We start from the raw sequence: 26,317 nt of genomic DNA, 5'->3' as shown, positions 1-26,317 counted from the left end.
GACGCAGATTCCACTCATCAATTCGGCCGATACCACGCATTACAGACCCGGTATACCCGCTGTAGTCTCAACTTCCACGGTCGCGCTGTAGTTGCGGATGCCAAGATTGCTGAACGGGATTGAATAACCCGACGAAGGCTACTGAATCCGCCGATAATCTGTGTCAGAAATAGATAAAATCTTATTTCCAGCCGCCGTCCCACTCTGAGAAGTCAGTTTCACCAGTTGGTTTGACTCTGAAGATATAGACATCGAACTCTCTGCCTTGCAATAATTCAAAGAAACGTATCTGCCCCTTCATTAGGTTCGAGGATCCATACTTCACCTCAACGAAAATAGGGCCCTCAGAACGATTTCCTACAACATAATCGGGATACAGAGTTGACCGCCTCTCGCTTTCATCCAATGCTTCGTTTACTTCCTCTCGTAAGGTGAAGAACCAATCTGATTTCTCGTCAATCTCCTTCCGCATCTCCTCTAACTCATCTCTGAACTTTTCCTCATTCACCCAGTCCTCATCAGGATCTGAAATCAACTCTTCATACCACTCTTTCTTTTGTTGATAGGCTTCCCGCTTCCCTGAGAAATTCCTGAAAACACTGTTTTTGTAGCACTCCCACCCTTTCTCTTCTACAAAGTCCTCAAACCGCTCTTCAGCATCTACACCGCGGTTGCCTGCTTCGTCAGAAACAGCCGTCCCGCTTCCGTCCCAGTCATCACTTTTCCGTATCTCCAACTCCTTCGCTTTTGCCTTGAGGGCCTCATGCGTCCGACCGAACTCTTCTACCAATTGCGTCGCAGCCGTGTTTGGATAGAGTTCTTTTAATTTCTGTTCCTCAGCATCCGACCACGGATCACCGTGATTATCAAGGGCCATACGCGGAAAATATGCTGCTTTCCCTTTTGAGGGCCAGGGTATTACGCATCCATCATACGGATAGGGTTTATCCAAAAATGGAGTTTACTCCAACTTAGAGCAAGATGTCGCCAGAGATTCATCAAGAACCGAAACACCGTATTCCTGTAGGAATGACCGTCTATGATGCTGACGGGACTTACACTCGAATGGTCGTAACGAATTATCCTGAACAGACCTGCAGAGAGTTTGAAGTCCCGGGGACTGGCAAAACAGTTGCTGACTTCAACTCAGACTATGACGCGGATCTCCCTGTGGTTCAAACGATGTACCGGTCTCAACTTGATGAAAACGTAGATGGTTGGTATTCGCGGCCACCATCAGAGATCCACGAGGCTGGAAAAGAGGCTGGGCTGAAGGTCTATTCATACCCATCCCCACGCCTCAAATCTTCATTCTCCCACGTGCCGAAGCGTGTTGAAACGCACCGTGAGTTGTTCTGCTACCAAGCAGCTCGCCTGACACACCTCTCTGTAACGATCAAGAAGGATGACCTGCTAGCTGATTCCCTGTTGTGGAAGAATTACGAGAACCGGGTCGACGGTGAAGTGCAGATGTCCTCAATCTTGAAGGAAAATCAATACCAGATGAAGGAGAACGTCGGGCTCTGTACGTACTGTAACCAGGAAAGCAAGACGACGTTTGACCATATCATTCCGGTGTCTGCTGGTGGTGAGGATACGATGGATAATATGGTGCCGGTCTGCCAGTCGTGTAATTCCAGTAAGTCAGACGAGAATCTAATTGATTGGCACCAGGAACACGAGATCCCGATTGACCGTATTGCGTTAGGGAAGTACCTGAAGCTCCGGTGGGATGAACTTAGCGACGAAGACCGGTTAGACGATGAATTCCCGGAGTGGATTCGTGACCGGTGGGAAGGCCTAGAGGTCACGCGGAATATTTCACAGACACTCTACACGGATGCGCGAAATTACGAATAGAGAATTATTTGATAAAGCCAGAAGCGTATGTCGATCCTGCTGTAATCACACCGGTCAAGAAACCAACGCTGTGTGCCAGGATATTAACGAAGCTCCCTGATTGCACGACATCGATTGGGAGTATTAGGTATACGAAGATACAGACGACAGCACCGTAGGCTGTGACCTGAACGATATTCACGGCGTGCTGTTCTACTCGTGTACGGAGCTGGGATGGTTGGTACAGGTCGGTTCGTGAGACGAATGCCGTACCTTGCAGGACGATGGCGAAGACGAGAAGACCGGCAATAGTTGGTGTGATGATCCCGTTCGCGGCTGTGACAACACCAAGTGCAGCTAGAACGATCAGTAACACCGTTTGTGCGCCGGTCATCGTGTTGTACTCGTCAGCGACAACGAACCCGATCGCGGCGAGAAACATCCCACCGAACGCACTCACAATCCCGGAGAATCCCTTCGATATGGCCTCGTCAGCGAATAACCCAGCGTGCTGGTACAAAACCACGTAGTCAACCACGGTCGTGATCGGCGGGACTATGACGAGCAGGATACCGACAGTAATCCAGAACAACCGTCGGTTCTGCAAGTACGCGGAGTACAGGTAGTACGCGAATCCGATTGCAATACCGTACCCAGCAAGGTTCGAGTAGAGGTGCCCATTCGAACCGTGTAGGTACGCCGCTGTCCATGCAGTAGCTGGGTTGGCGTCACCGTAGGTGAACACCAACTCGTCGTACATAGCATCTGGCAGGAAGAAATGAAGAAACGCGAGTCCGACTGGAATTGCCAGTAATACTGCAGTGTCGACAACGGCATCCCGATGTCCTCGTAGTACGGACTCATTCATTCGTTTTAGCGGTGTATAGCCCCAAACGGGGCTTGTCAGGATTAGTTGTGGTTTTCAACAAGATACTTGACACAGTTATCGACAAACTTGTCGTCTTCTGTGTACAATCCAAGGGCATCACATTCCTGTAGCGCTGTTATTACGGCTTCTCGGATCTCTTTCTGTGTCTCTGGATTCGTCTTCCACCCCAAGAAATCCCGCTGTACATTATCTTGGAACTGAAACTCAATCTCCTTAGCTAACACCTCGGCCCTCTCCTCTGACGGTACTTGATCCTCGTACTCGTCACGAATCATCAAATAAATCGCGTATTCCGCCTTATTCAACTCGGTGTGTTCGCCCTGCTCCTGTAGCTCCTGTACGTGTTCCTCGATTTCTGCTAATGCATCCAACGTCTTCGTTGCACTCTCCATATCCTGATTCCACTTCTCCAACACTTCCTGTAGCCGCTCGCTCAAGTTATTGTACCGAGGATTCGACTGACGTTCCCGCTCAATGATTTCCTGCAGCCCCTTCCCCACCTGTATTACATTAATCTCTGGGGGAACATCCGAAATCTCGTCTAAGGTATCGCTCCCAAGTTCAAAGGTCGGGTACTGCTGTCCAACAGTCTCAATCTCCATATGATTCTCAATCAATTCCAGTGTCTTCTCACCCCACTGATTACCCGTCGGTAAACCATCCTCATCCTCATTCTCGATACTTTCTAACTCCAACCTAATCCGATTCAACGTCTGATATGTATCTTCGTACTCCACCAAATCACCATGCGGAGAGAGACTTTCATAGACGTTCTGTAGCCGCTTGACATTCTCTTTGAACTGCTCGCTTTGCCGCGCAACTTCTGAGACTAACTGCGTGATGTCTTCCTGTGTATCCACTTCCAACTCTGACGAGAACATCGCAACACACTCATCAAGCAACTCCTCGAATCGATCTAAGAGTTCATCTTCCTCAGCGACGAGTTCTTCCTCAATCACATCCTCATCGTACTCAAGCGCATCCTCAAGGTTCGACAGCGCACCACGATAATCAACAATCAACCCATTGTATTTCCCTTCAGAAGGCCGGTTCACCCGTGCCTGCGCCTGTAACAATTTGTGATCCCTCAAATTCCGATCCAAGTACATCGCTTTCAACACAGGAGCGTCAAACCCGACCAGTAACTTGTCACAGACTACCAGCAACTTCGGTGAGTCTTCCTTTTTGAAATCTCGCCGGATTCTCTCTTGTTCATCTTCAGGCACAACACACCCCGGCAGGTCGGTCAAATCAGCTTCGTCTTCAGAAATCATCACCTGCACATCATCAGGACTCTCAAAGTATGTCCTGAGCTCCTCGCCGTACTTAATCGCCGCATCACGACTTGGCGTCACAACCATTCCCTTCCAACTGTTTGGGGCGATTTTCTCTGTGAAGTGTTTGTAGATGTCCTCACTCAGTGCCTCAACGCGGGGATCTAACTCGCTCAGTTGTCGACTAGTTACATTTTCACGGATGATCTCGCGTTTCCGCTCGTCAGAAAGTTCAGCTGTTTCTTCCTCGAAAGCCTCGTCAAGACGTATATCATCCACCCGCCAACCTATATCGGTTCGTACCTCGAAGTGAACCGGTAATATGACTCCATCCTCGATGCCGTCCTGAACCGAGTAATGATCCATATAGGCCCGCCCACCATTGCTCTCAGTTCCGTTACTGTAGTTGAGGAATGTGTTCCGAACACGGTCGCTCACAGGAGTCCCTGTAAACCCGTAGTGGTGTGCATTAGGAAGTGCGCCTTCTAATCGATTCCCGAGCTTCTTCTCCATATACCGGTGAGCTTCATCAGTTAGAATAACCGTATTCTCGTTCGTCTGCAGGTCTTGCGGCGCTTCCTCGAACATATGGATCGTCGTTAGGATAATCTTTGATACCCCACTCTCAACCAACTCATAGAGATGATCCATACTGTCAGCGACTTCAAACCGATGAGAATAACCGATATTCTTGAGTGTCGTACTCATTTGTTCCCGGAGTTCATCCTGATCAACGAGAAGTAAAATCTGCGGTGAAGGGAACCATTCCGCCTCTAACAACTGGTCGCTTGCAAACAGCATCGTGAATGACTTCCCACTCCCCTGAGTATGCCAAATAAGCCCCCTCGTTGGCTCGCTGGCTTCCACACCGTTCTGAATCCGTCGCCGAAGATTCTCGACCGCATAGTACTGCATATGCCGAGGGACGATCTTCGCAATTCCATGTTCACCTTCCTCGAAAAAGACGTAGTTTTCTAAGATATTCAACAATGTCGGCTTGTTCAGTGTAGCCTTAGCACCCTGCTTGAACTGCTCAATATCGTTTTCAGTTGTATATTCTGGTGGTGCCTGTGACCACGGGTGGTACTGTTCGCGCGGGGCCCCGACTCCACCGGTGTAGTATTTGTGTGTTTCACCGGCGAAGTTGAAGAGAACCGTACGGAAGGCTTTGGGGTGTGTGGTTTCGTATGTTCGCAAGTTCCGGATGGCGTCAGCAATACGGTTTCCTTGCCCAGTCGATTTTAATTCGCCCTGAACGATCGGAAACCCATTAATAAAGAGTGTAACATCAGGAATGATCGTTCGCCCGTCAACGTGAAAGTGAACTTGATTCGCAGCAATGAACGAGTTCTGATTAGGATTATTGAAATCAATCAGTTTGACGTTTGTTTTGACCGGTGCTTTTCCTGATTGTTGTAGGGTGGTTTGCCGCCCTCGTGTTAATAGGTTGTGAGCAGCGCGGTTGGCTTCGAGGAGTGACCGGGTACCAGAGACATCTAGATCACCCTTGATACCTGTAATAACACTCTCAACGTTCTCTGGGGTCACTTTAGGATTGAATTCAATGAGTTTGTCACGGAGAACCTGCCAGAGAATATCCTCATCAGTAGATCGATCAAATGTATCGTTGATAAGTGCACCACCGTTTGCATGGTAATCCGGACCGCCGTATACGTCCCAACCTAACTCATCAAGCCAACGAAGAAGTGAATCTTCATTAGTCCGCTCAACAACACCCATATTCTAATGGATTCTCTTTTGACGCTTAAACATTAGTGTAGAACGTTCGGTGTAGTAGCAGAATTTAGGAGTTTATTCTCGCACTCACCAGTTATTCTAATGTGCCCGGTATTATTTTAATTGTCCAACAAATCCTGCATTAGACCATTTTTCACTAGTTTCTGCTTAGCAATCATATCTTCGGATGTCTGGATCATTTCATCCAGCACGTTGAGGACCGAGGCAATTCGTTCCTGCTCCCATAGTGGTGGAACATCAATAGTCATCAATCCTACTTCAGTAGTATTAACCGACGGATAGCTATTGCCGGTGGCCCAAGCTTCCATTTGTTCATAGAACTTATGTGACAATATTTTCTGAATGAGGAAAGCAGACTCCACCTCATTAGTAGGCCTTAGGACAACGAACCCGGATGAAACCACATATCCGTCTTCATCTTCTGTTATTCTGTAGTGGCTTTCTTGCTTAGGCCGCACTTTTCCTAATAGTACATCTCCCTCTCGGACAATACGCTTAGCCCTGCTTGGGGGGTCATCCACATCGATTTCTTCAACGTCCACTAAAGAACCCGAAGAAACACACGAAAGAGATAGATAGGGGAGAGTGTCTTCATCGAAGTCATCGGAGTCAAAGGACTCCGGATTAATTTCGGCGATCTCCTTTATTTTCCGTGTAGACCAACCCTCATCGCCATCAACTTCAGAGGGGCTATTATCTAGAATACCTTCATTAACCTCAACTCTGGGTGTAACTCTCATATCGCCCGAAAGCAGTCCAGTCTCTAGTCCTTGTTCAACTTCATTGTCCTTACCGGAGTTGTAACCAAGTTGTTGAATGTACGTATCCAACTGGTCACTCAACCTATTGTATCGATCTTCTAAGTGAGATAACTCACCGACCTCGTCACAGGCGTCTATATCTACTTCTGGCTCAGTAGTATCGACATATAGGGCAATGTTCAGGTTGTATCCTTTCTCTTGAACCTCATCATTAGTAACAACCTGGCAAACACCTTCTTCATTTGTCCACTCATCATACAACTGCTTAATCTCCGTAATCCCGTTCGGATTCTCGATTTCAGCAGCCGGCTTTGCTGTGAATTCCGGTGCAAGCAGTTTACACCGATCGCTTCCCGTATCCTCATAGAACCGATTTTCGTGATCAGCATTGAAGAAGAGTATTTCTCCTTTGCGTTCTTCTGGCTTATCCTTGTTTAGAATTAGAATACCTGACGGAATACCAGTTGTTTCAAAGAGATTCTCGGGGAGACCAATGACAGCTTCTACAATATCATTTTCAATCATATACTCCCGGTACTCATGATCAGCGTTTCTGAACAATACGCCGCGCGGAATAACCGTAGCCATTTGCCCATCATCAGCCAAATGAGAGTACATATGCATAATGAAGGCAAAGTCTCCATAATTACCGTGCGGGAGTGAATCACTCCAGTCTAAATCTCCGAATTTTTCAACTCGTTTTTTGGTTGCACTTTTCCATTGACTTGTGGAGAACGGGAAATTCGCTAAGACGTAGTTGACTTTTTCAAGTCCGTTTTCTCCATCAGTGAATTGGGGATTTGCAAGAGAGTCCCCGCGTCGAATCTGACCTTCTACATCGTGGATAGCTAGATTCATCTCTGCCATCGCCTGAACTGTCGCATTCACTTCTTGTCCGGTAAACCGGACACTTCGCCAATGTTCTTCATCAACACGCTGAACCTGCCGAAGATGCTGAGCTACCTGTACGAGCATCCCACCGGCACCACAAGTAGGGTCATGAATGCTGGCATTCTTTTCGTAAGGCTCAAGCAGACGAACCATTAGTTCCACAATTTCTGGCGGTGTGAAGAATTCTCCACCATCTCGGCCTTCCTCGATAGCGAAGTGCTTCACGAGATCCATATACGCTTCTCCAAGCATATCCGGTGGAATCCGGTATCGGCTCAAGTTCTTAGATTCTAAATGCCGTAAGAGCTGATCAAGGCGGTTGTTCTCCGGATTTGTGAACGCCTCAACGTCGCCGTAGTCATCAAGTTCAGCAATCGCTGTGAACTGATTATTTAATTCTTGGAATTTCCGAAGAGCATTATCGACGGCTAAGGCAGGGTTGTCAGCATTGAGCAGGTCATCCCACATAAAGTCTCGTGGCATAACGACCTCATGGAAGGCCTCATCGTGAGCTATTTCAACAGCTGCCTTATGAGAGACGCCTTCTTCTTTTTTCTCTTCGAGAACCTGTGCGTAGTTGTCTTGGTATGTGTCGTGAAAGGTCTTATAGAAGACAAGTGGCAGGATGTATTCCTTGTAATCCGTACGGTCGACGCGATCCCGAATGATGTCAGCACATTCATAGAGGAAGTTTTCAAGTTCTGGGAGTTCTATATCAACTTCCTGTTGCGTAGTAGCCTGCCTATTAGAAATGGCGTCTGGCTGCTTTGGACTGTCAACCGTGTCCTTCATATTGAGTATAGTTCCGGTGCATTCATTTAAACGCTCGTGAATCGATATTGGAGCTAACTCCAATTTTGGAAGATTCGGAAATGACACGCTTCCATTTAATATGGTGGCGGGTCGTGTCGACAGTCCATGATAACGGACGCCCGCGTACTCCAGCCGGAATTCATCCCCAGCGAGGTGAAACACCGGGATGCAGAGGTCAACACGCTCTCCAGCGTGCTCCGCCCGCTCACCGATGGTGGACGAGCTGATCCGGCATTCCTGTACGGACCGTCCGGAACAGGGAAGACGTGTATCGCGCAGTTCACCGTCGAACGACTCCGCCAGGAAGTCGTCGACGTGAACTACCAGTACGTGAACTGCTGGGAAGACTACAGCCGCTTCAAAACACTGTACAGCATCCTCGACGGCATCAACAACACCATCGACATCCACCGCCAATCCACGCCGAAAGACGTGCTGCTCGACCGACTCAAAGACTACACCGGCCCACCATACGTCGTCATCCTCGACGAAGTTGACCAGCTCCAAGACAAGAGTCTGCTGTACGATCTCTACCGCGTCAAGGGCCTCACGATGCTTCTCATCGCCAACAAGGAAACCGAAGTCTTCGCAGAGGTTGACGACCGTCTCACCAGCAGACTTACTACCGCGACCCGTATCCACTTCGACCACTACTCTCGGGCAGAACTCACCACCATCCTCGATGACCGCGTCCAGTGGGGCCTTGTACCGGATGCAATCAACCAGGAACGCCTGAACCTGATTGCTGCGAAGGCGGCCGGTGATGCACGCATCGCTATCGGTATCCTGCGGAACGCAGCCCGGCACGCTCAGGAAAACAGCCTCAATGAAATCCCGGCAGACGTGATTCGAGACGTGGTTCCGGAAACGAAATCGGAAATCCAGCAGCAAACCATCGACCGCCTCACAGACCACCAGCAAACGCTCTACAACATCATCACCGACCACGGCACCATTGAACCCCAAACCCTCTACAATGAGTACCAGGAACTCGTTGCGGACCCGAAGACAAAACGGACCGTTCGGAATCACCTCTCGAAGCTCGAACACTACAACCTCATTGAGTCCGAAGGGAACACGAAAGGCCGCACCTATCGGGCCTGTACCTGACAAACGCAAGAGACTCGCTACATGTTCCAGTGGAATTCGGAAATGACACGCCGACCACTATCCCGGCCGGTCACGACGTGTCACGGTACGGATGCCGCCGAGCAACACCAACACCGAGCCCAATCCAGACCAACCGGTTTCGGAAGGAATTCGTGACACCGTAACAGAGGCGATTACGAGTCACGGATTCAGCGAGTGGTACGATGAACGGCAGATCGAGCAGAATCTGCTCGATGGGAAACCGTATTTCAACGGTCCGTCACCGGCGAAACCACCGGACAGGCACACACCGAGCAAACTGTTACAGTGTCACCGGAAGGCGCTGTACGCCCGGCAGAACGCACCGCGAGAAGACACCACACCGGACGGGATCTTCTGGATCGGGTCAACATTCGAAGAGGACATCATCGTGCCGTACCTGCAGGACGCAACCCCGGACGGTCTGTACATCCAGAATTCTTTGTGGATCGACGCGACCGTCACGGTTGACGATACTGAAATGCGGTTACGCGGGGCGACTGACCCAGCTGTCGTGACTGCAGACGGCGACCCTGCGCTCCTCACGGAGATTAAAACGACAACCGACGTTGACCACCTGACCGAGCCGAAGCCACACCACAAGGCGCAACTCCACGCCTACCTGTACGCGCTCAATAACGAGTACGACTACCCGGTTACTGAAGGGCTCATCATCTACGGGTCGCGGAAAACACTCGACCTTCGCGTCTTCCAGGTCACGTTCAACCCCGGCTTCTGGCAGCGCGTCGTCGACTGGATGTCCACGCAAACCACCTGCGAGCAGGCGGGTGAGTTACCGCCAGCTGACCCGGAACAGGACTGGGAGTGCAACTACTGCTCGTTCAAGCATCGCTGTGGGCAGGCCGACACACCGTACCAAGACATCGGGCCGGACGGCTTACTCCCGGTGTTCGACGGGTACGATCGGGACGCACTCATCGAGTACCTGGACGCGCATACGGACGCGGATGCGCGGCTCACACCGACGCTCGCCCACAAGTACCCGGACTTAGCTGCCGAGTACGGAGCGTATGATTGGTCGTGTCCGCGGTGCAGCGCGACGTACGCGTGGGATGCGGTTGATTGGGACGGCGATGTGTCAGACCTGCCACTCTGCCCGACCTGCGCTCGTGAGAACGACTTAGTGACACTAAGCGGCCCAGAACCCCACACGCAACTCAACATCGACAAGGACTAACGTGGGCTACGAGTCAGGCTCATTGTCAGTCTGTTCGGACTCCGTCTCATCTACAGGAATATCCTCGAACGTACCTTGCGTCTTATCCTCGCCCGATTCCCCAACATCATCTGGAAGCTTATCACTCGGGGACTGCGGCCGGTCAGATGACTCCTCACTAGTCTCCGTCTGATCATTTGCCTCGTCTGTACTGCTCTCCGAACCGTCGTTACCACCGGTGCCAGTCTCTTCGTTGCTATCCTCTTTGGCTGCCTGTACTTCTTCTAACTCTGACGGTGGCCAATCAGCGTCGGTTCTGGGAGTGATGCGCTCTTCGCGCGCTGCATCGAACTTGATGAAGTTCGTCGGGTTGTCCGCGACCCACTCGACGATCTCTTCGGTCTTCTGCTCGATTTCCTTCTGCCGGCCCCGCATCTGGTGGTAACTACTAACGATTCCTTTATTCGCCATACGCTCAGCGACGTACTTTCCAAGGTCTGTGAGCGTGTACACGTGTTTCGTGCCGTGCTCGTCGCTTTCCAATTCCACCGTGAGTAGTCCGAGGTAATCCGCATCGTCGCGTCGTCGTGAAATCGTGGATGAGGTAATCTCGATTTCCGATTCCAATTCCGAATACGTCCGTGGCCGCTCATATAGTAACGCTATCAGCCCGACACTGCCTTTCAACTGCAGAAACTCTACCAGCGTCTCACACGGCTCGTACTCATCGCTACCCGCCATACCATTGTTACACGAGCACCGGGTACAAGTGAATCATAGTTAACTCCAAATCGAAGCTATTTCCAAATTCTTAGCAATTCCAATCTCACAGTAATTAGAATTCGAGAGAAGTAGACGGTCTGCGGCCGTTTATATGGATTTATTCGGAAAGTACACGCGGATGTTTAGGCTCCAAACTGGAGTAACGACTGACGGAATCGATATGCACACGATACGAAACACCCGGCTGCCGGCACGACCGGCCTCTCACCGCGGGTACGGGGTGGTAGGCGATGAGTGACCGGGCAAGTATTGATGACCTTGATCTGGAGCGGGTACTCACTCCGCTCGCCAAGCAGGCTGACGACGTGATCGAGACCGGGACGGAATGGCCGGAACTCGCTCGTGAGCTGGATGTGTCACAGTACCAGCGGCGAGATCCGTACCCAGAGTGGCACAACGAAACGAACGACTTCGAACCGGTGTTCCTCGCAGTGCTGTGGGCGAAAACTGAAGACGAGTCTGTCACCGGGATCGCTGACCGCCTAGAGGGCAACCCCGAGATTGCTGCGGCATTCGGGTTCGATGACCCGGACGACATCCCGCACGGTGATACGTTCGCTCGCGCGTGGCGCGAACGCTTCGATGATATGCAAGACACAATCGAGCGGTCAGCGGAAGATATTGATAAACTCGCCACAGAGCGTGGAAGCCCGATAGGCGGGCACACCGGGTTGAACCCGGAAGAAACGGACGGGACATCGAAGCGGACTGAACAGCGCTTGCTACGGAAGAAGACGAAGGAAGTAATGGACCAGATGGCTGACGTAGTCTTCCCAGCGCTGGACCTACCACGGCCCGAGGAAGCAATCTACGACGAAGAGGATCTGCTGGAGTTAATGACCGTGATGGGTATCGAAGGTGAGGCTGCGAACAACGGAGCGGACCTGAATAGTGACCGGCTTGCTGCGCAGAAAGACATCGACCTAGATGACCCGTTCTACGAGGACGGTATGGATGGGGAGACGTTGTTAGAGTCGATTCAGGAACTCACTGTTTCGGGAATTACGGATATGGTGAACCGCGCAGCTGAGCGGGCGCTCACACGCATCAAGCCGTACGCTGAGTTTCCCGATCCGGTGTTCATGGCAATCGACATCACGTACGTCGCCTACTACGGTGACCGCGATGAAATGGAGTGGGTGTCTGGAGCACCATCGAAAAAGGAGTATAGTTGGTGCCACAAGTTCGCTACTGCGACGCTCGTGGGCGATGGTATCCACATGGTTGTAGGGATGCTTCCAGTCGGGAACCCTGACTGGACGAATAATGACGCGTACCCTGGTGAGGAAGACAAGTCGTACGTTGTCGGAGATGTCGTTCGGGAACTATTGAAGATCACCAACCGGTATGTGGATCCGAAGTGCGTCTACGCTGACCGTGAATTCGCCGCGGCGGACGCGATCGCCGCGTTCGAGAAACACGATATGCGGTATATGATGCCTGCGCCGCGGAACGACCGGACGAAGCGGTGGTTGAAGCGGAATGTAGACGTTGAACAGGGGATCATCGCTACTGAGCGGGGTTGGGCGTTACACGGCCCAGTGAAGCACGGGGCGTCGAATGAGCGCGTGACAACGAACCTCGTCGGACTGCCTGGTGATCCTGACGAAGACCAGTATGGGTTCGGTGAAACGTCTGATGAGGATGACGAGGATGAGGACGATGATGATCCTTCGCCAGTGCCGTTCTATACGAACACGTACGTGGATGATGAGATCGCGGTGGATCGCCGGCAGACACGGCGGAAGTTAGAGCAGTATAATCGTCGTGGTGGGATCGAGACGGCGTACAAGAAGATTAAGGAGTTCGCTGCGTGGACGACTTCGAAAGAATTCGAGGTGCGGTTATGGCATTTCGGGTTCGCAGTGCTGTTGTATAATGCGTGGTTGATGGTGGATTTCCTTGTTCAGTCCGGGCTTGATACGGAGTTCCGGTCGAAGCCGCGGATTACTGCTGAGCGGTTCCGTGGCTATATTCAGCGGCGGTTAACGCGGCTGATATAGCCCGTACCTCATTTTCGGGGCAGCAGTTCCTGTAAGAGCCATCAGTACGCAGTAGCCGTGTTTTCGCGGTGATTTCGACGGGTTCCGGTGAAGTGCCCGGTTCGTGACTGGTTTTGCGGTGTTGTTCGTCGGTGAAGCCGGAGAGATCGCAGTTGGAACTGGGAATCCCGTTCAGCAAAACCCGGGGAATCGAAACTACCAGTCGCGGTTTTAGTATATCGGTATATGGTTTATACCGTTGGTCAAATCCGAATTTCAGGGGATAGAACCCTTCTATCATCGGAAAAATGGTTATGAGATTTCTGTACTCGATGGTCCTGATTACGCCGGTAATCACGACCAGTATGAAGTACCCCGACGCCGTCGGGGAAGCACGAATGCTACAACTGCCTCACAACGGCGCTTCCCCGGGGTAGAGCCGCCAAGACCGGGCTCCGAGTTTGCTCTGGCTACCCTCAGCTGAGATCGGGGCGATGGCGAAGAAGCTGATTCGATATAGGACTAATGACCTCAACCTATATTAAGACAAAGCCCGAACGATGTTGTATGACCGAAGATGAATCGAACTCCGAGGGTCTGATGGAACGCCAGACCACGGGTGAAGACCGCGTGCGGATGGTTGCTCGGCAGCTGTCGGAGCCGCGGACAGCCAACTGGATCGCTTCCGAAGCGGGCTGGTCACACGAGCCGACCAAACGCGTCCTCGAACGGCTCGTCGACGATGGCATCCTCCATCGTGACGAAAGCGGTACTCACACGACGTATTACCCTGATTATCGCCGCCAAGCGATGCAGGAGGCGATGCGTCTTCGAGACAGCGGCCACACTGTCGAGGAGCTCACGGACCGTCTCGCCGATATGAAGACGCAGATTCGCGACTGGGAGGACGAATTCGGCGTTGAGTCACCGAACCAGCTTCGCGGGACGCTCGCTGACGAGTCCCTTGACGCTGAGGAGGAAGATAGTCGCCGTGAGATTGCCCGTGAGTGGGAGCATCTTCAGCGGCGTATCCAGATCGTTGGGTTCGCCATCCGAGAATGGGACTTCCTCGCTCCGACAACAGAGCCTGCCGAGGCCAGTAGCTGACGGATGTCGGTCCCGCATCCCGGTGGTGACCCGAACGCAAACTTCTACGCCCAGCTAAAGCGGGACGTCCTCGACCGTGTGCCACAGATCACGACAGTCGAGTTCGTTCCTGATGATATCGAGGCCAAACAGCTGCGGGCACGGTTTGATCCAGCCCGTCTCGACCCTTCGACAGGGCCTGAGTCGCCGGAACTGTCCATCAAGTGGTACCGGCAGGAGCCACATGATTGGTTCCGTATCAATTACACCGATCCGAACACGGGCTTTCACGCCGGCTGGCACCAGGACGAAGACCATCCCGATCTGGGACGGACGCATTTCCAGTACTCAGTCGCCGATACGGAGGACCGCTGGGGGATCACCTTCGAACACGAGACTCCCTCCCTGATTCTCTGGGAAATCGTCGAAGAGCTCCTTGAGGACGTCCGTCCGACCTACCAGTACGCGAACGAGGAACCATGACACCCCGAGAACGCGCCGATCGGTCACTCGCGAGCTCCTTCGAACGGTATCTCCAGGACAAGGGGAAGGGTCGCGGTGGCGACGGTGGGAACTATCGACGAAACGCAGCCCGCGAGCTCGAGCGGTTCGCCGAGTGGGCCGCCGGCGACCGCGGCGACGACGACTGGACCGGGATCGTCCCCGACGACGTCGACCGGGAGCCCACCTTTGACGATCTCGACGAACGCGTGTTCCGGGAGTACGCTCGGCATCTCGGGGGAGATCGGGGACTCAAGCAGAACACGGTACAAACCTATTACCGCTATATCTCTGCGTGGTGTGGGTGGTGTGTCAACGAGGGATATCTTGAGGCCCACTACGCGCAGCGGGCCAGTGCGATGGCGCCGCTGCCCGAGGATGACGGCCGCAAGCCCGGTGACCAGCAGGCCTGGACGTCCGAACAGCGCCACGCCCTCACCCGCCACGCCGACGAACGGGCCCGCGACGCCGTCGAGGCATTCACGACACTCCCGGAGGATACTGATCCCCTCGACAAGCAGCGAGCACGCTACGCGGCGCTGAAGGCGGCTCGTGACCGGGCTCTGGTGTTCGTCCTCGCGTACACCGCCGTCCGCGTTGGCGAACTCCTCCGAGATCCAAACGACCCGCGCCGGCGCGGCGTCCGCTGGGAGGACCTCTCCCTCGACGATGGGAGTATGGACGTCTACCGGAAGAAACAGCAGTGGGACGCCGCCAGTCTCCCCGATCCGGTAATCTCGCCGCTGCGGAGCTACCGAAAACTGATGGACCCACCGACGGAGCGCTGGCCGGTGTTTCCCACGTTTGACCAGCGGACGCTCGCAGGGCTCGTCCAAGATGAGCTCGCCGACCGAGGGGAACATACGGAGGCAATCGCCGAACGCCGTGGGGAGTACGCTCGCGACCTCCTCCTGGCGCTCGATGAGGATATTCGACCGCCCTCGATTACGACGGACGGCACACGATCGATTCTCCAACGGCTCTCAGAAGCTGCAGAGATAGACATCGACCATCCGAAACACGATTACCTTGCTCCACACGGCGGCCGGCGTGGAATGGGTGAAGTTCTCGTTCGAGCATTCGGATACACGGTTGCCGCCCGGTATCTCGACAATTCGGAGGAGATGGTGAGAGAGCGGTATTCACATATCGAGGCCGGAGAACTCGGTGATGTCGCTACTGAGGCGCTCGAGGAGATCGATAGTATACCGTAGTAACATATTTCGAGTGTGAGGGGTAGACCGTCGCGTTCACACCGCGTCGACGGTGAACAGCGAGTCGTCGCTGAGGACGACCTGTACCCGGCGGTGCCAGGCGTCAGCAAAGGCCTCCCGTTGCTGGTCGCTTGCCGATCCGTCGAGAATCCCCTGGAGGTTCCCGATTGCGGGTCCACCGCCAGGAACGTCGCTGACGTGGTAGGCCACTTCGACGGTCTCGTCCGTGTCGGTTCGCCGGAACCGGAACGTCGGGTCCGCCGTGTCCGGGTCGAACGCGTCGAAGACGAGGAGGTCGCGGCGGCCGCCATGGCCGCCGGCGAGCCCGCTGAATCCGTCATCGCCGGTCGCGCCAGTCACGTACGAGATGATGCGGCTCATCACGCCGTACGCGGCATCGTCCTGCGGGCCGGCCGTCTGGACCTCGATTTCGCTCCGGACTGGATAGCCGTCGGGATACAGGGGGTCGAGCCCGAGCTGGGCGATCCGGTAGGCGCCCGAGGCTGTCGGACAGGAGTGGCCCGCTTCTTTCACCGCGTCCCGATAGGTGACGACGAACGGCTCGCCCGGTTCGAGGACGCCGAGGGCCTCCGCGACGGGGTCGCGGATTTCGATCGGGTCGACGTCGTAGTCGACCTGCCAATTGGTTCTCGTCTGGGTCGTGTCAGTCGCAGTCGAATTCGATGTCATGAGTTGTGGTTGTGATCGTGTCTCGTGGTCAGTAGCGGAGCAGTCGCATCCCGTTGAGGATGACGAGGAGGACGCTGGCCTCGTGGACCAGCATTCCCGACGCGAGGGTGACGTAGCTGGTGAGCACGCCCGCGAGGAGGACGGTCACGGTCAACACTGCCAGCCCGACGTTCTCGAGGACGTTCCAGCGCGTCGCCTTGCTGAGTTTGACCGCGTACGGGATTCGTTCGAGGTCGTCGGCCATCAACGCCATGTCAGCCGTCTCGATGGCGGTGTCCGTCCCCGCAGCACCCATCGCGATGCCGACGTCGGCGGTCGCCAGCGATGGCGCGTCGTTGATGCCGTCGCCGACCATCGCGACGACGTGGCCGTCGGCCTGGTAGCCCTCGATGACGGACTGCTTGTCCTCGGGGAGGAGTTCGGCACGGTACTCGTCGATACCGACCTCCTCGGCAACGGCAGCGGCCGTCCGATCGTTGTCGCCGGTGAGCATCACCGTCTCGATGCCAGCGTCTTGGAGCGCCGCGACGACCCCAGGAGCGGCCTCCCGGAGCTCGTCCCGCATCGCAATCGCGCCGATGATGTCCCCGTCCCGAACGACGTGGACGACTGTCTCGCCGCGCCCCTCACGCTCGCGGACGTAGTCGGCGACCCGATCGGGGACATCGACGTCGCGGTCGTCCAGCAGCGCGCGGTTGCCGACGACGACTTCCTGGCCATCGGCATGGGCGATGACGCCCTTGCCGGCGACCACGTCGAAGTCGTCGGGATCGGGGACCGACCTGCGCCCCACGTCCGTATCGTCCGCTTGGGCGACCGTCGCTCCACCGTCCGTCGCAGCCGTCTGGCGTTCGCGGGCCATGTCGACGATGGCGTCCGCGAGGTGGTGTTCGCTCTTCTTCTCGGCGGTCGCTGCGAGCGAGAGGACGTCGGCGGCGGCGACGCCGAACCCCTCGATGTCGGAGACGGTGGTCTCGCCCTTCGTGAGCGTCCCCGTCTTGTCGAAGGCGACGAGATCGATCTTGCCGGCGCGTTCGAGGTGTTCGCCGCCCTTCATCAGCACGCCCGACCGGGCGGCGTTACCGATGGCCGAGACGATGCTGACCGGTGGCCCGATGACCAGCGCGCCCGGACAGCCGATGACCAGCAGCGTCAGCGACAGGATCGCGTTCTGCGTGACCGCGTACGCGCCGATAGCCAGGGCAATGACGGCCGGCGTGTAGTACTTCGCGAACCGGTCGATGAGACTCTCCGTGGGCGACTGAGCCTCCTGGGCCTCCTCGACGCGACGGATGATCCGTTCGAGAGTCGTATCCGATCCCGCTCCCGTCGTCCGGATTTCTAGCGCGCCCTCCTGGTTGACCGTCCCGGCGTACACCTCGTCGCTGTCGGCCTTGTGGACGGGCGCGCTCTCGCCGGTGACCGGCGCCTGGTTGACTGCGCTCTCGCCGTCGACGACGGTTCCGTCGACCGGGATCTTCCCGCCCGGCTTTACGACGACGACTTCGCCCTCTTCGACATCGCGGGCGGAGACCTCTTGGAGTGTCCCGTCGCGACGGACGGTCGCCGTGTCGGGCGTCATCTCCAGTAGCTCCTGAAGTGCCGTCCGGGTCTTCCGCATCGTCCGGCCTTCGAGGTAGCTGCCAAGGCTGAACAGGAAGACGACGGCGGCGGCTTCCCAGTACTCCCCGATGACGATAGCACCGATGGCGGCCAGCGTCACCAGCGTCTTGATGCCGAGCGTCCGGTTGGTGACCTCGTGGTAAGCGGTCTTGGCGATGTCGTAGCCACCCACGACCGTCGCGAGGACGAGGATGGCGGCGCTTGCCATCTCGAAACTCGTGAGGTAGCCGAGACTCCAGCCACCGCCGTACAGCAGGCCGCTCGTCGCCGTGACGATGGCCTTCCGGTGGTTCCGGTAGTACTGCGTGATCGATTGTTTGTTCATAGTGTTAGGCGGGCTGGGGAGTGTACCCCTGGTTTTCGATGGTCTCTGCGAAGGCGTCGGGGTCAGTGACGCTGTCGTCGTACTCGATCTCGACGCGGCCGGTCGCGTAGTGGACTTCGACGTGCTGGACGCCGTCGACGTTCGACAGGGCGCGTTCGACGGTACTCGCGCAGGTCGGGCAGTCGAAGTCGAGGACGCGGAATTGGGTTGTGTCGCTCATTACAGTTTGAGATAGTGCCCGTACCTCAATAAGTATTTTTTAGATGATATGTTTGAATTCGGATACGGGTCGTTGGAACAGTCAAACGGGTCGTCTAGGGCTTTCGCTATCGCGGGTCCATCCTGTACTGGATACCTCGACAGACACCTACCCGACTCCTGCCCCGCTACCTTTTCCCGCGTGCTCGCGCTCAGTTCTCGTATGAGTGATTCCGATACCGACCACCGTCTCGACGACATCGCGGTGCGAGACACTCGGATTTCGGACGCCATCGACGAGCCGATGCGGGCGATGGTCCTCGACATTCTGTCCGAGGAAGCCCTAACTGCGACCGAGGTCCACGAACGCCTCGACGATCGCGGCATCGACCGGACGGAGAACACGGTCCGCCATCACATCAACGAGCTCCGGGATGCGGGCCTCGTCGACGTCGTTCGCTTCGAGGAGGGGCGTGGTGGGACGACGAAGTACTACCACGCGAACACGATCGTCCTCTCGTACTCACTACCAGATTCGGCCGACGCCGCCGTCGAGGAGATGATCGACGCTGCCCAGCCCCAGATCACGGACGCGCTCACTACGCTCACCGACGAGTACGACGACGCTATTGAGGAGATCGTCGAGGATATGCAGCCCTGCGAGCACTGCCAGACCCAGAAGTACGAGACGTACGTTCTTCTGACCGTCCTGCGACGTGCGTTCGTTCGCGCCCACAGAAATTCCTGAGGGGGAACCACCCCTACGCTGGCAGGGTCTTAGAAGGAGAACCGATCACGCGCGGATTGCATCGCGAGGCGAGTCAGGAGTCGCGCAGGGCCACGCTTTGGGAGGTCCCGTACAGTCTCGATGCTGGTCGGCGGTTCACTACCACCAATGTCTAACTCCCAGCCTGTCTCGTCCATGAAGCGTTCGACAGCCTGATTTACTCGCTGTCGCACGTCGTCCGAGTCCATTGTCTCGGGCACACCATTCCGGAGGACGACGTCGCCGTCAACGATCACTGTCTCGACGTCGGCCGGCACCGCGTTGTTCACGACCTGTGCAGGAATATTGGTCCGTGGCGTGAACTTCGGTTTGTCGACGTCGAGGAGGATAATATCCGCGCGCTTTCCCGCTTCAATACTGCCGATCTCGTCGCCCATCCCCAGCGCGCGTGCGCCTTCAATAGTGAGCATTCGTATCAGTTCCATCGAGTCGAACTGCCCGGCTGAACGCTTGAGATTTGCCGCCAGCCGAGCTTGCCGCGCTTCACCGAACATGCTGTACGAGTCGTGCCAGTAGTGGTCGTCAATCCCTACTCCGACGTCGACGCCGGCGGCTCGAAGCTCGGGAACGGGCGTCCACTGCGTCTCCCCGTCCGGATTCCAGTAACAGAAGACGGACGGGCAGTGCGCAACAGCCGCGTCCGCCTCGGCGGTTCGCTGGATGTCCTCTTCGTCGGCGAGGCGGAAGTGAGCAGCGACCAGTCGGTCGTCCAGGAGTCCAACGTCGTCGAGCAATCCCACCGAGTCCTCGCCACCGTTCGCTCGTGCCATCGTGTTACTCTCCTCGAGTTCGAGCAAGTGCGTGTGGACGAGCAGGTCCGGGTACTCTGCGGCGAGGGACGCGGTCCGTTCCCACAGCTGCCTGGTACACGACCAGTCGTCGTGCGGGCAGATCGTCGCCCTGATTCGGCCCTCGTACGTGTCGTGGTACGTTTCGACGAACTCGCGAGCACGGGAGAACTGCTGATCGACTGGTTGGTCCCAGAAGAGGTCCGAGATCGCCGGGCCGAAAAATCCGCGGAGCCCTGCTTCCCCGAACGCCTCTGCACCTGCGGCAGGCCGTGCGTCCATCGAGTTCACGGTCGTGACACCGCCCAAGAGGAAATTGAGCGCTGCGAGCTCGACGCCTGCCTCGACGAGGTACTCGAATTCGCCGTTCCCTAATCTGTTAAACAAGGCCGTCCCACTCCCAAGCATCTCCGTCAGCTCGAGTTCGCTAAACGCACCGATGAGCGGTGTCATCTCCAAGTGCGTGTGGGCGTTCACCAACCCCGGCATCACCAGTTTCCCGTTCCCGTCGATAACGGTGGACGCTTCTAATTCTCCGTCTCCTGCACGTGATGGTCGGACTTCTTCGATACAGCCATCGGTGATGCATACTGTGCCGCGCTCGTACAGGCGGTTCCGCTCGTCGGCTGTGAGAACGAGTGCATCATGGATTGCCAGATCGACAGCCATCGTAAATTAGGAAGTGGATGTGACAGTTACCGTACTGGACAACCGAGCAGGCCGGCGAAGGCTGTTCTTCCAGGTGGTGTTCCCCTCATTTGGGATATCATCGGTCTCTACTGGTCCCATTAGCCTCTAATACGTCGGCGTGATTTAATCAGATTCCCCTTTTGAATCTGAAGTCGGATTCCGTGGAGCTTGTGGAGGTTTGCAATGTTTTCCCCTCTTCACGATAGATCATCTATGGCCGACGGTTACGATGCCATAGTACTGATACCCTCATAGGCAGTATATTCTAATCAAAACCGCAATAGATGATCCCTACAATGATACACCTATGCAGGCGACGATAATCGACGGAGTTCTTGAATCCCTTCGTATCGGTGTCGGATTTCTCTGGACGGCGGCGTGGGCGATCATCATGGGCCTCACGATTACGAGTCTGGTCCAGGTCTACGTCTCGAAGGAGCGGATGGCACAGGTGCTGGGTGAGGGCGATCTAACTGGACTTACCAAGGCGACTGTGTTCGGAGCAGCAAGCAGTGGCTGTAGTTTCGGCGCCGTCGCCATCGGGAAGGGCCTGTTCAAGAAGGGGGCGCACGCGGTGAACTTCCTCGCGTTCATGTTCGCGTCGACGAACCTCATCGTCGAACTAGGGCTGATGATTCTCATCCTGCTTGGCTGGGAGTTCCTCGTCGCGGAACTGCTCGGCGGCCTGATTCTCATCGCCGTCATGGCCGCCATCGTCCACCTTACGCTTCCCGAAAACCTGTTTAACGAAGTCCGCGAGAAGCTCAACGAGCGCGACCGCCAGGCGGGCGTCACGGAAGATCCCACCTGCGGGATGGAGGGGAAAGACGAGTACACGCTCACGACCGACGGCGGTGAGACGCTCAAATTCTGCTCGGAGGGCTGTATGGAGACCTATCGCCAGGAGACGTCGAGTAGCGGCGGGTGGCGTGACGAGTTGCTGTCGTGGGGTGGCTGGTACAAGGTCGGGAATCAGTACCGCAAGGAGTGGTCGATGATCTGGAAAGACATCGTCGCCGGCTTCCTTATTTCTGGGTTCGTCATCGTCTTCGTCCCGCAGTGGGTGTGGAACACGCTGTTCATTCAGGGCGACGGCCTGCTCGTGACTGCCGAGAACGCCGTCATGGGCGTCATCATCGCCGTCCTCAGTTTCGTCGGCAGTATGGGCAACGTCCCGTTCGCCGTCGCGCTGTGGGGCGGTGGCGTCAGCTTCGCCGGGATCATCGCGTTCGTCTACGCCGACCTCATCACCGTGCCCGTGCTGAACGTCTACCGGAAGTACTACGGCTGGAAGATCATGCTGTACATCCTTGGCGTCTTCTTCGTGACGATGGCGTTCACTGGCTTCCTCATGGAGTTGCTGTTCGACGCCCTCGGCATCGTACCAGATCTGGCCGGTGGCGAGACGGCGACCGAACAGACGTACTTCGAGCTCAACTACACGTTCTACCTCAATATTATCGCCTTCGCGCTCTCCGGGTTCCTCCTGTATGTCTACCGACGTGGAATCGGCGCACCAGGTCAGTATCGTGATCCGGTGTGTGGCATGCGGACCGACGATGAGGGGCCGAGTGCGTCCAATGATGGGATGACGTACTATTTTTGCTCGAAGACCTGTAAGCGGGCATTCGAGGAAGAGCCCACGGAATTTGCTGATCAAAGCCCGCAGATAACAAACCACGATCACGATCACTGATAGATGTACTGTGGTTCATCCGCTGTGAAGCACTTCATCATCGCACCTTCAATCCGCAATTGTCACACCTGTCGCGCCAAAATTGATTGTATGAGCAGTCAGATATCGAAACAAGGGGATGTCATATGAACCAACGTCCAGCGGATACCGTCGTTGGTGTGCTCCTTGGGTTCGTCCTCTTGGCTGGCGGACTACTCAGTTGGCGGGCCTATCAACAGCGTCGCGCTATCGAGCAGTCGATGGGGCCGATGATGGACTCGTCTATGGGGGCGATTCACGGTCCAGATCCTCTCTGGTACGTGGTTGGAACCCTTCTGGTCGCAGGCAGTATCGGTGGCATCTATTACGTGGTTCGAGGGAATCTCATCGATTCGACAACCGACTCAGCGGATCACATCGACCCCGATCAGGTATCGGAGGCAACGCCTACATCGATAGACGATGACGCCTCGCCGGCGACGCCTATCAATCCTGAATCGGATCCGCAAGCGCGCGTTCTCGATCTCTTACCGGATGATGAACGACGCGTCCTTGAACCCGTCCTGAACTCGCCTGGAATCACGCAGATCGAACTTCGGGATCGATCTGAGTTCTCAAAGAGTAAAGTGAGCCAGACCGTGAGTTCACTCGAGGAGCGCGGGCTGCTGTATCGGGAACGACAGGGTCGAACCTACCGCGTGTATCCGAGTGATGACCTGCAGAACTAACAGACGTAGAAATTCATACTAACACTACCCATCATGTCACAAGCAACACTCGAAACTGATCGCATTAGCCGGGTTCTCAAGTCAAGCACGTGGCTCAATCTCCTCCTCGCCGCACAGTTGATCGCCGGGTTGGTGTACGCATATTTCACAGGAGATATGGGGAGCCGGTGGACCCATTTCGTCCTTCCATTTATTTGGTTCACCGCCTCAGTCTGGGTGATCTGGCACACTCGACCTGTAACGAAACGTCGAGTGTATCGTATTGGTGCCGCACTTGTCGTTGCTCTATATCTCATCGTGATGTTTTATTTTTCAGGATTACTTGGACCGAGCACCTCTCATTTCGGGCAGCTCACTGGACCAAGCGGCTTCGGAATAACGTGGGGTCGATCTTTGGGATGGAGTCCGGTCTTCGTCTATACAGGTGACCTGATCACGGTCTCGCTCATTCCTTACCAAGCGGTTGGCCTGTTCGCGCTGGCGTATCTCGTCTATGATGCATTGCTTGATTTCTCGCAGTCGGCAGTCGGAGGAATAGTCGGGATTGTGGCGTGCCCTGCCTGCGTTAGCCCGTTGTTTGCCGTACTACTTGCAGGCGGACTGAGTGGTTCTTCAACGATGTTATTGCTTGGTGCGTATGGCTACGAAATTGCGACCGTTCTGTTCCTCATGACAATTGGAATCCTCTACCATCGTCAGGCACTCACGAGGCAGTATCACCAGTTCCGAGGGAACTGATCCATCTCGTTCGTGGTCAGCAATACCCGAGCCTCCCTCGCCGCCTGAACCGTGGTTATTGTCTGGATCGCCGCAATGAGGTGAACAGTCTCGACGGATCCCCTTTGCTCTCACCATTCCTCTGATCCTTTCGAATTCGGCAGGTATGAACGATCCCGTCAGTAGAAAACGTTTAGATGGCGTTATAGACGTTCTTGAACGCTCTCCTGTTTGAGTTCACTCCCACGAAGATAACCCCGAACCCACCGTATGACTACTTGAGGCGAAAAACAATGACCAACCGAAACCTCGGACGATGGCTGCTCGTGGTGCTCGCGATTGTCGGACTCGCGTTTGCCGCCCCGGTAGTTAGCGCACACGGTGACGAACCGATCCAGGGGAACGAGACGGCAGCTGAAGGGACGCCAGCCGATGGTAGTGCAGCAGACTGGGCGGCCTGGATGGAAGGTCACATGACCGACTACATGGGCCCGAATGCCGTTGACGAGATGGAAGCGCACATGGGCGTGACCGTCGACGAGATGGCCCAAGATATGGCGGACGACAATCACACCGCGACGGGGATGAACGGACAGGGGTACGGCTGCTAACGATCCCTGTTCGGATCCTCGTCTGACACGATAGATATTCGACTTACTGACTCAACGATCACAATGACACACTACACCAACACTCTCGGGCGGACGACTCGTCGAATCGCAATACTAGCGGTTCCGCTGTTGATTGTAGCAACGGGCACCGCAGCGGCTCACGGTGGTGGAGGCTACGGCGGCGGTATGATGGGTAGCGGCGGTTGGGGGGTCTTCAGCGGTGGAATGGGCCTCTGGAGCTTCCTTTGGATGGGGCTCCTAATCGTCGTCCCGCTCTATCTCGTCTACTCACTCCTCAACAGAGATTCTGAGAGGAGTGATAGTCGGCCGCTTTCGGTTCTTCGTGAGCGTTACGCTCGCGGTGAACTCTCCGATGAAGAGTTCGAACGTCGACGAAAGCAACTCGAGTAGTGCCCATGACCGAAATAGAAGGAGCATCGTCGAGAAAAAATTCTCGTCTGCCAGTTGGGGCGACGGGACCGAACGCTTAAGTGCGTAAACAGGATACAGTATTACATGAGTTACACAATACAAACCAAGATTGATGGAGAGTTCGACGATGTCGTCGACGCAACGAATGCCGCGCTCAAAGACGAGGGATTCGGTGTTCTCTGTGACATCGACATTCAGGCGACGCTCAAGGAGAAACTCGGTGAGGAGTTCCGCCAGTATCGCATCCTCGGTGCGTGCAATCCTCCGCTGGCATACGAAGGGTTGAGTGCAGAAACTGAACTCGGTGCGCTCTTGCCCTGTAACGTCATCGTCTACGAGAACGATGACGGCGTCATCGTGGTGAGTGCGGTCGACCCGGAACAGTTAGTCGGGATCGCTGATAACGACGCGCTTGACTCCGTCGCGACCGAGGTCAGCGAACGATTCGACCGCGTACTGGCAGCCGTAACTGACGAGTTCGGATCCGCATCGGAGGCCTGATCTCTGATGGCATCATCGGATCAACTGGATACGACGACGATACTGCTCATCGTCCTCGGAGCGTTCATCCTCCTTCCCTTGCTCACAATGGGTATGGGGTTCGGTGGGATGATGGGATACGGAGGAATGATGGGCCAGTACGGTACCACAGGTGGTTGGTGGCCCCTCATCGGGATGCTCGTCCCGGTCATCTTCCTCCTTGCGCTTCTGGGCGGTGGATATCTCATCTTCCGGCGGATGAGCGAGACACAGACGTCTCATAATCCCGCGATGGAAGAGTTACGTCTGGCGTACGCTCGTGGCGATCTCACGGACGAAGAGTTCGAAGCCCGACGAGAAAAGCTCGAACAATCAGAGTGACCACTACCCCAACCGTGTTTCACCCGTTTGAACACCTGCGGATCGACTCGAGGGTATCGAAACCAACCGTTCGGCAGCATCGTTCCGTTACATCGA

The 26,317-nt window shown here is 55.4% G+C and carries 24 protein-coding genes; 15 read left to right on the top strand and 9 right to left on the bottom strand.

Going from position 1 to position 26,317, the window contains the following annotated elements; all coding sequences use genetic code 11:
* Positions 1 to 181: 181 nt before the first annotated feature.
* Complete coding sequence (locus ACY9XZ_RS21055; RefSeq protein WP_463458881.1) at positions 182 to 877, bottom strand: hypothetical protein; 696 nt, start codon at positions 875 to 877, stop codon at positions 182 to 184.
* 152 nt (positions 878 to 1,029) lie between these two features.
* On the opposite strand from ACY9XZ_RS21055, the gene ACY9XZ_RS21050 reads away from it, so the two are divergent.
* Positions 1,030 to 1,860 carry an HNH endonuclease gene (locus ACY9XZ_RS21050; protein ID WP_463458880.1) on the top strand — a complete coding sequence of 277 codons (831 nt, stop codon included), beginning with the start codon at positions 1,030 to 1,032 and terminating at the stop codon, positions 1,858 to 1,860.
* A gap of 4 nt (positions 1,861 to 1,864) precedes the next feature.
* Here ACY9XZ_RS21050 and ACY9XZ_RS21045 read toward each other — a convergent pair whose 3' ends face one another.
* The 3 genes from ACY9XZ_RS21045 to ACY9XZ_RS21035 all read right to left on the bottom strand — a co-directional run bounded on the left by ACY9XZ_RS21045 (position 1,865) and on the right by ACY9XZ_RS21035 (position 8,204).
* Positions 1,865 to 2,599, bottom strand: coding sequence for a hypothetical protein (locus ACY9XZ_RS21045; protein ID WP_463458879.1), 735 nt, complete (start codon positions 2,597 to 2,599; stop codon positions 1,865 to 1,867).
* A gap of 149 nt (positions 2,600 to 2,748) precedes the next feature.
* Complete coding sequence (locus ACY9XZ_RS21040) at positions 2,749 to 5,742, bottom strand: type I restriction endonuclease subunit R (protein ID WP_463458878.1); 2,994 nt, start codon at positions 5,740 to 5,742, stop codon at positions 2,749 to 2,751.
* Positions 5,743 to 5,858: 116 nt separating this feature from the next.
* On the bottom strand, positions 5,859 to 8,204 hold the full coding sequence (locus ACY9XZ_RS21035) for an N-6 DNA methylase (RefSeq protein WP_463458877.1): 2,346 nt from the start codon (positions 8,202 to 8,204) through the stop codon (positions 5,859 to 5,861).
* Between the two features lie 126 nt (positions 8,205 to 8,330).
* On the opposite strand from ACY9XZ_RS21035, the gene ACY9XZ_RS21030 reads away from it, so the two are divergent.
* Positions 8,331 to 9,335 carry a Cdc6/Cdc18 family protein gene (locus ACY9XZ_RS21030; RefSeq protein ID WP_463458876.1) on the top strand — a complete coding sequence of 335 codons (1,005 nt, stop codon included), beginning with the start codon at positions 8,331 to 8,333 and terminating at the stop codon, positions 9,333 to 9,335.
* Positions 9,336 to 9,426: 91 nt separating this feature from the next.
* Positions 9,427 to 10,551, top strand: a complete 1,125-nt coding sequence (locus ACY9XZ_RS21025; RefSeq protein WP_463458875.1) for a CRISPR-associated protein Cas4 — start codon at positions 9,427 to 9,429, stop codon at positions 10,549 to 10,551.
* 6 nt (positions 10,552 to 10,557) lie between these two features.
* On the opposite strand, the gene ACY9XZ_RS21020 is transcribed toward ACY9XZ_RS21025, so the two are convergent.
* Positions 10,558 to 11,271, bottom strand: a complete 714-nt coding sequence (locus ACY9XZ_RS21020) for a hypothetical protein (protein ID WP_463458874.1) — start codon at positions 11,269 to 11,271, stop codon at positions 10,558 to 10,560.
* A gap of 272 nt (positions 11,272 to 11,543) precedes the next feature.
* Between ACY9XZ_RS21020 and ACY9XZ_RS21015 the strand changes: the two genes are divergently transcribed.
* The 4 genes from ACY9XZ_RS21015 (at position 11,544) to ACY9XZ_RS21000 (ending at position 16,096) form a co-directional block, all read left to right on the top strand.
* Positions 11,544 to 13,316, top strand: coding sequence for a transposase (locus tag ACY9XZ_RS21015; protein ID WP_463458873.1), 1,773 nt, complete (start codon positions 11,544 to 11,546; stop codon positions 13,314 to 13,316).
* Positions 13,317 to 13,820: 504 nt separating this feature from the next.
* Complete coding sequence (locus tag ACY9XZ_RS21010; protein ID WP_463458872.1) at positions 13,821 to 14,402, top strand: DUF7342 family protein; 582 nt, start codon at positions 13,821 to 13,823, stop codon at positions 14,400 to 14,402.
* 3 nt (positions 14,403 to 14,405) lie between these two features.
* The gene (locus tag ACY9XZ_RS21005; protein ID WP_004048666.1) at positions 14,406 to 14,864 is read left to right on the top strand and encodes a hypothetical protein; all 459 of its coding nucleotides are present in this window, start codon (positions 14,406 to 14,408) and stop codon (positions 14,862 to 14,864) included.
* Positions 14,861 to 16,096, top strand: a complete 1,236-nt coding sequence (locus ACY9XZ_RS21000; protein WP_049909261.1) for a phage integrase SAM-like domain-containing protein — start codon at positions 14,861 to 14,863, stop codon at positions 16,094 to 16,096. The genes ACY9XZ_RS21005 and ACY9XZ_RS21000 overlap by 4 nt, the downstream gene beginning before the upstream one ends.
* A gap of 36 nt (positions 16,097 to 16,132) precedes the next feature.
* Here ACY9XZ_RS21000 and ACY9XZ_RS20995 read toward each other — a convergent pair whose 3' ends face one another.
* The 3 genes from ACY9XZ_RS20995 to ACY9XZ_RS20985 are packed head-to-tail and all read right to left on the bottom strand — an operon-like array spanning position 16,133 to position 18,954.
* A complete protein-coding gene (locus ACY9XZ_RS20995; protein WP_004048663.1) occupies positions 16,133 to 16,786 on the bottom strand; it encodes a hypothetical protein in 654 nt (217 codons plus the stop codon).
* Positions 16,787 to 16,814: 28 nt separating this feature from the next.
* Positions 16,815 to 18,734: a heavy metal translocating P-type ATPase gene (locus ACY9XZ_RS20990; protein WP_463458871.1), complete on the bottom strand. Its 1,920-nt coding sequence runs from the start codon at positions 18,732 to 18,734 to the stop codon at positions 16,815 to 16,817.
* Positions 18,735 to 18,738: 4 nt separating this feature from the next.
* Positions 18,739 to 18,954, bottom strand: a complete 216-nt coding sequence (locus tag ACY9XZ_RS20985; protein WP_004048661.1) for a heavy-metal-associated domain-containing protein — start codon at positions 18,952 to 18,954, stop codon at positions 18,739 to 18,741.
* 201 nt (positions 18,955 to 19,155) lie between these two features.
* On the opposite strand from ACY9XZ_RS20985, the gene ACY9XZ_RS20980 reads away from it, so the two are divergent.
* Positions 19,156 to 19,680 carry an ArsR/SmtB family transcription factor gene (locus ACY9XZ_RS20980; protein WP_004048660.1) on the top strand — a complete coding sequence of 175 codons (525 nt, stop codon included), beginning with the start codon at positions 19,156 to 19,158 and terminating at the stop codon, positions 19,678 to 19,680.
* Between the two features lie 29 nt (positions 19,681 to 19,709).
* Here ACY9XZ_RS20980 and ACY9XZ_RS20975 read toward each other — a convergent pair whose 3' ends face one another.
* Complete coding sequence (locus ACY9XZ_RS20975) at positions 19,710 to 21,176, bottom strand: amidohydrolase family protein (protein WP_050051507.1); 1,467 nt, start codon at positions 21,174 to 21,176, stop codon at positions 19,710 to 19,712.
* A gap of 328 nt (positions 21,177 to 21,504) precedes the next feature.
* Between ACY9XZ_RS20975 and ACY9XZ_RS20970 the strand changes: the two genes are divergently transcribed.
* From ACY9XZ_RS20970 to ACY9XZ_RS20940, 7 genes are all read left to right on the top strand, one after another.
* On the top strand, positions 21,505 to 22,893 hold the full coding sequence (locus ACY9XZ_RS20970; protein ID WP_049986199.1) for a permease: 1,389 nt from the start codon (positions 21,505 to 21,507) through the stop codon (positions 22,891 to 22,893).
* A gap of 125 nt (positions 22,894 to 23,018) precedes the next feature.
* Positions 23,019 to 23,600, top strand: coding sequence for a helix-turn-helix transcriptional regulator (locus ACY9XZ_RS20965; protein WP_004048657.1), 582 nt, complete (start codon positions 23,019 to 23,021; stop codon positions 23,598 to 23,600).
* A 33-nt stretch (positions 23,601 to 23,633) separates the two neighbouring features.
* The gene (locus tag ACY9XZ_RS20960) at positions 23,634 to 24,338 is read left to right on the top strand and encodes a DUF7546 family protein (protein WP_123624180.1); all 705 of its coding nucleotides are present in this window, start codon (positions 23,634 to 23,636) and stop codon (positions 24,336 to 24,338) included.
* Positions 24,339 to 24,610: 272 nt separating this feature from the next.
* Positions 24,611 to 24,928 carry a hypothetical protein gene (locus ACY9XZ_RS20955; RefSeq protein ID WP_004048656.1) on the top strand — a complete coding sequence of 106 codons (318 nt, stop codon included), beginning with the start codon at positions 24,611 to 24,613 and terminating at the stop codon, positions 24,926 to 24,928.
* A 63-nt stretch (positions 24,929 to 24,991) separates the two neighbouring features.
* Positions 24,992 to 25,339, top strand: a complete 348-nt coding sequence (locus tag ACY9XZ_RS20950) for an SHOCT domain-containing protein (RefSeq protein WP_049986201.1) — start codon at positions 24,992 to 24,994, stop codon at positions 25,337 to 25,339.
* A 105-nt stretch (positions 25,340 to 25,444) separates the two neighbouring features.
* Positions 25,445 to 25,861: a DUF302 domain-containing protein gene (locus ACY9XZ_RS20945; RefSeq protein WP_463458870.1), complete on the top strand. Its 417-nt coding sequence runs from the start codon at positions 25,445 to 25,447 to the stop codon at positions 25,859 to 25,861.
* A gap of 6 nt (positions 25,862 to 25,867) precedes the next feature.
* Complete coding sequence (locus ACY9XZ_RS20940) at positions 25,868 to 26,221, top strand: SHOCT domain-containing protein (RefSeq protein WP_049983674.1); 354 nt, start codon at positions 25,868 to 25,870, stop codon at positions 26,219 to 26,221.
* The last annotated feature ends 96 nt before the right edge of the window (positions 26,222 to 26,317 follow it).

The sequence above is a fragment of the Haloarcula sp. HT12 genome (assembly GCF_055271655.1).
The sequence above is the reverse complement of the archived record's forward strand: the minus strand, read 5'-3'. Positions and strand labels throughout refer to the sequence as shown.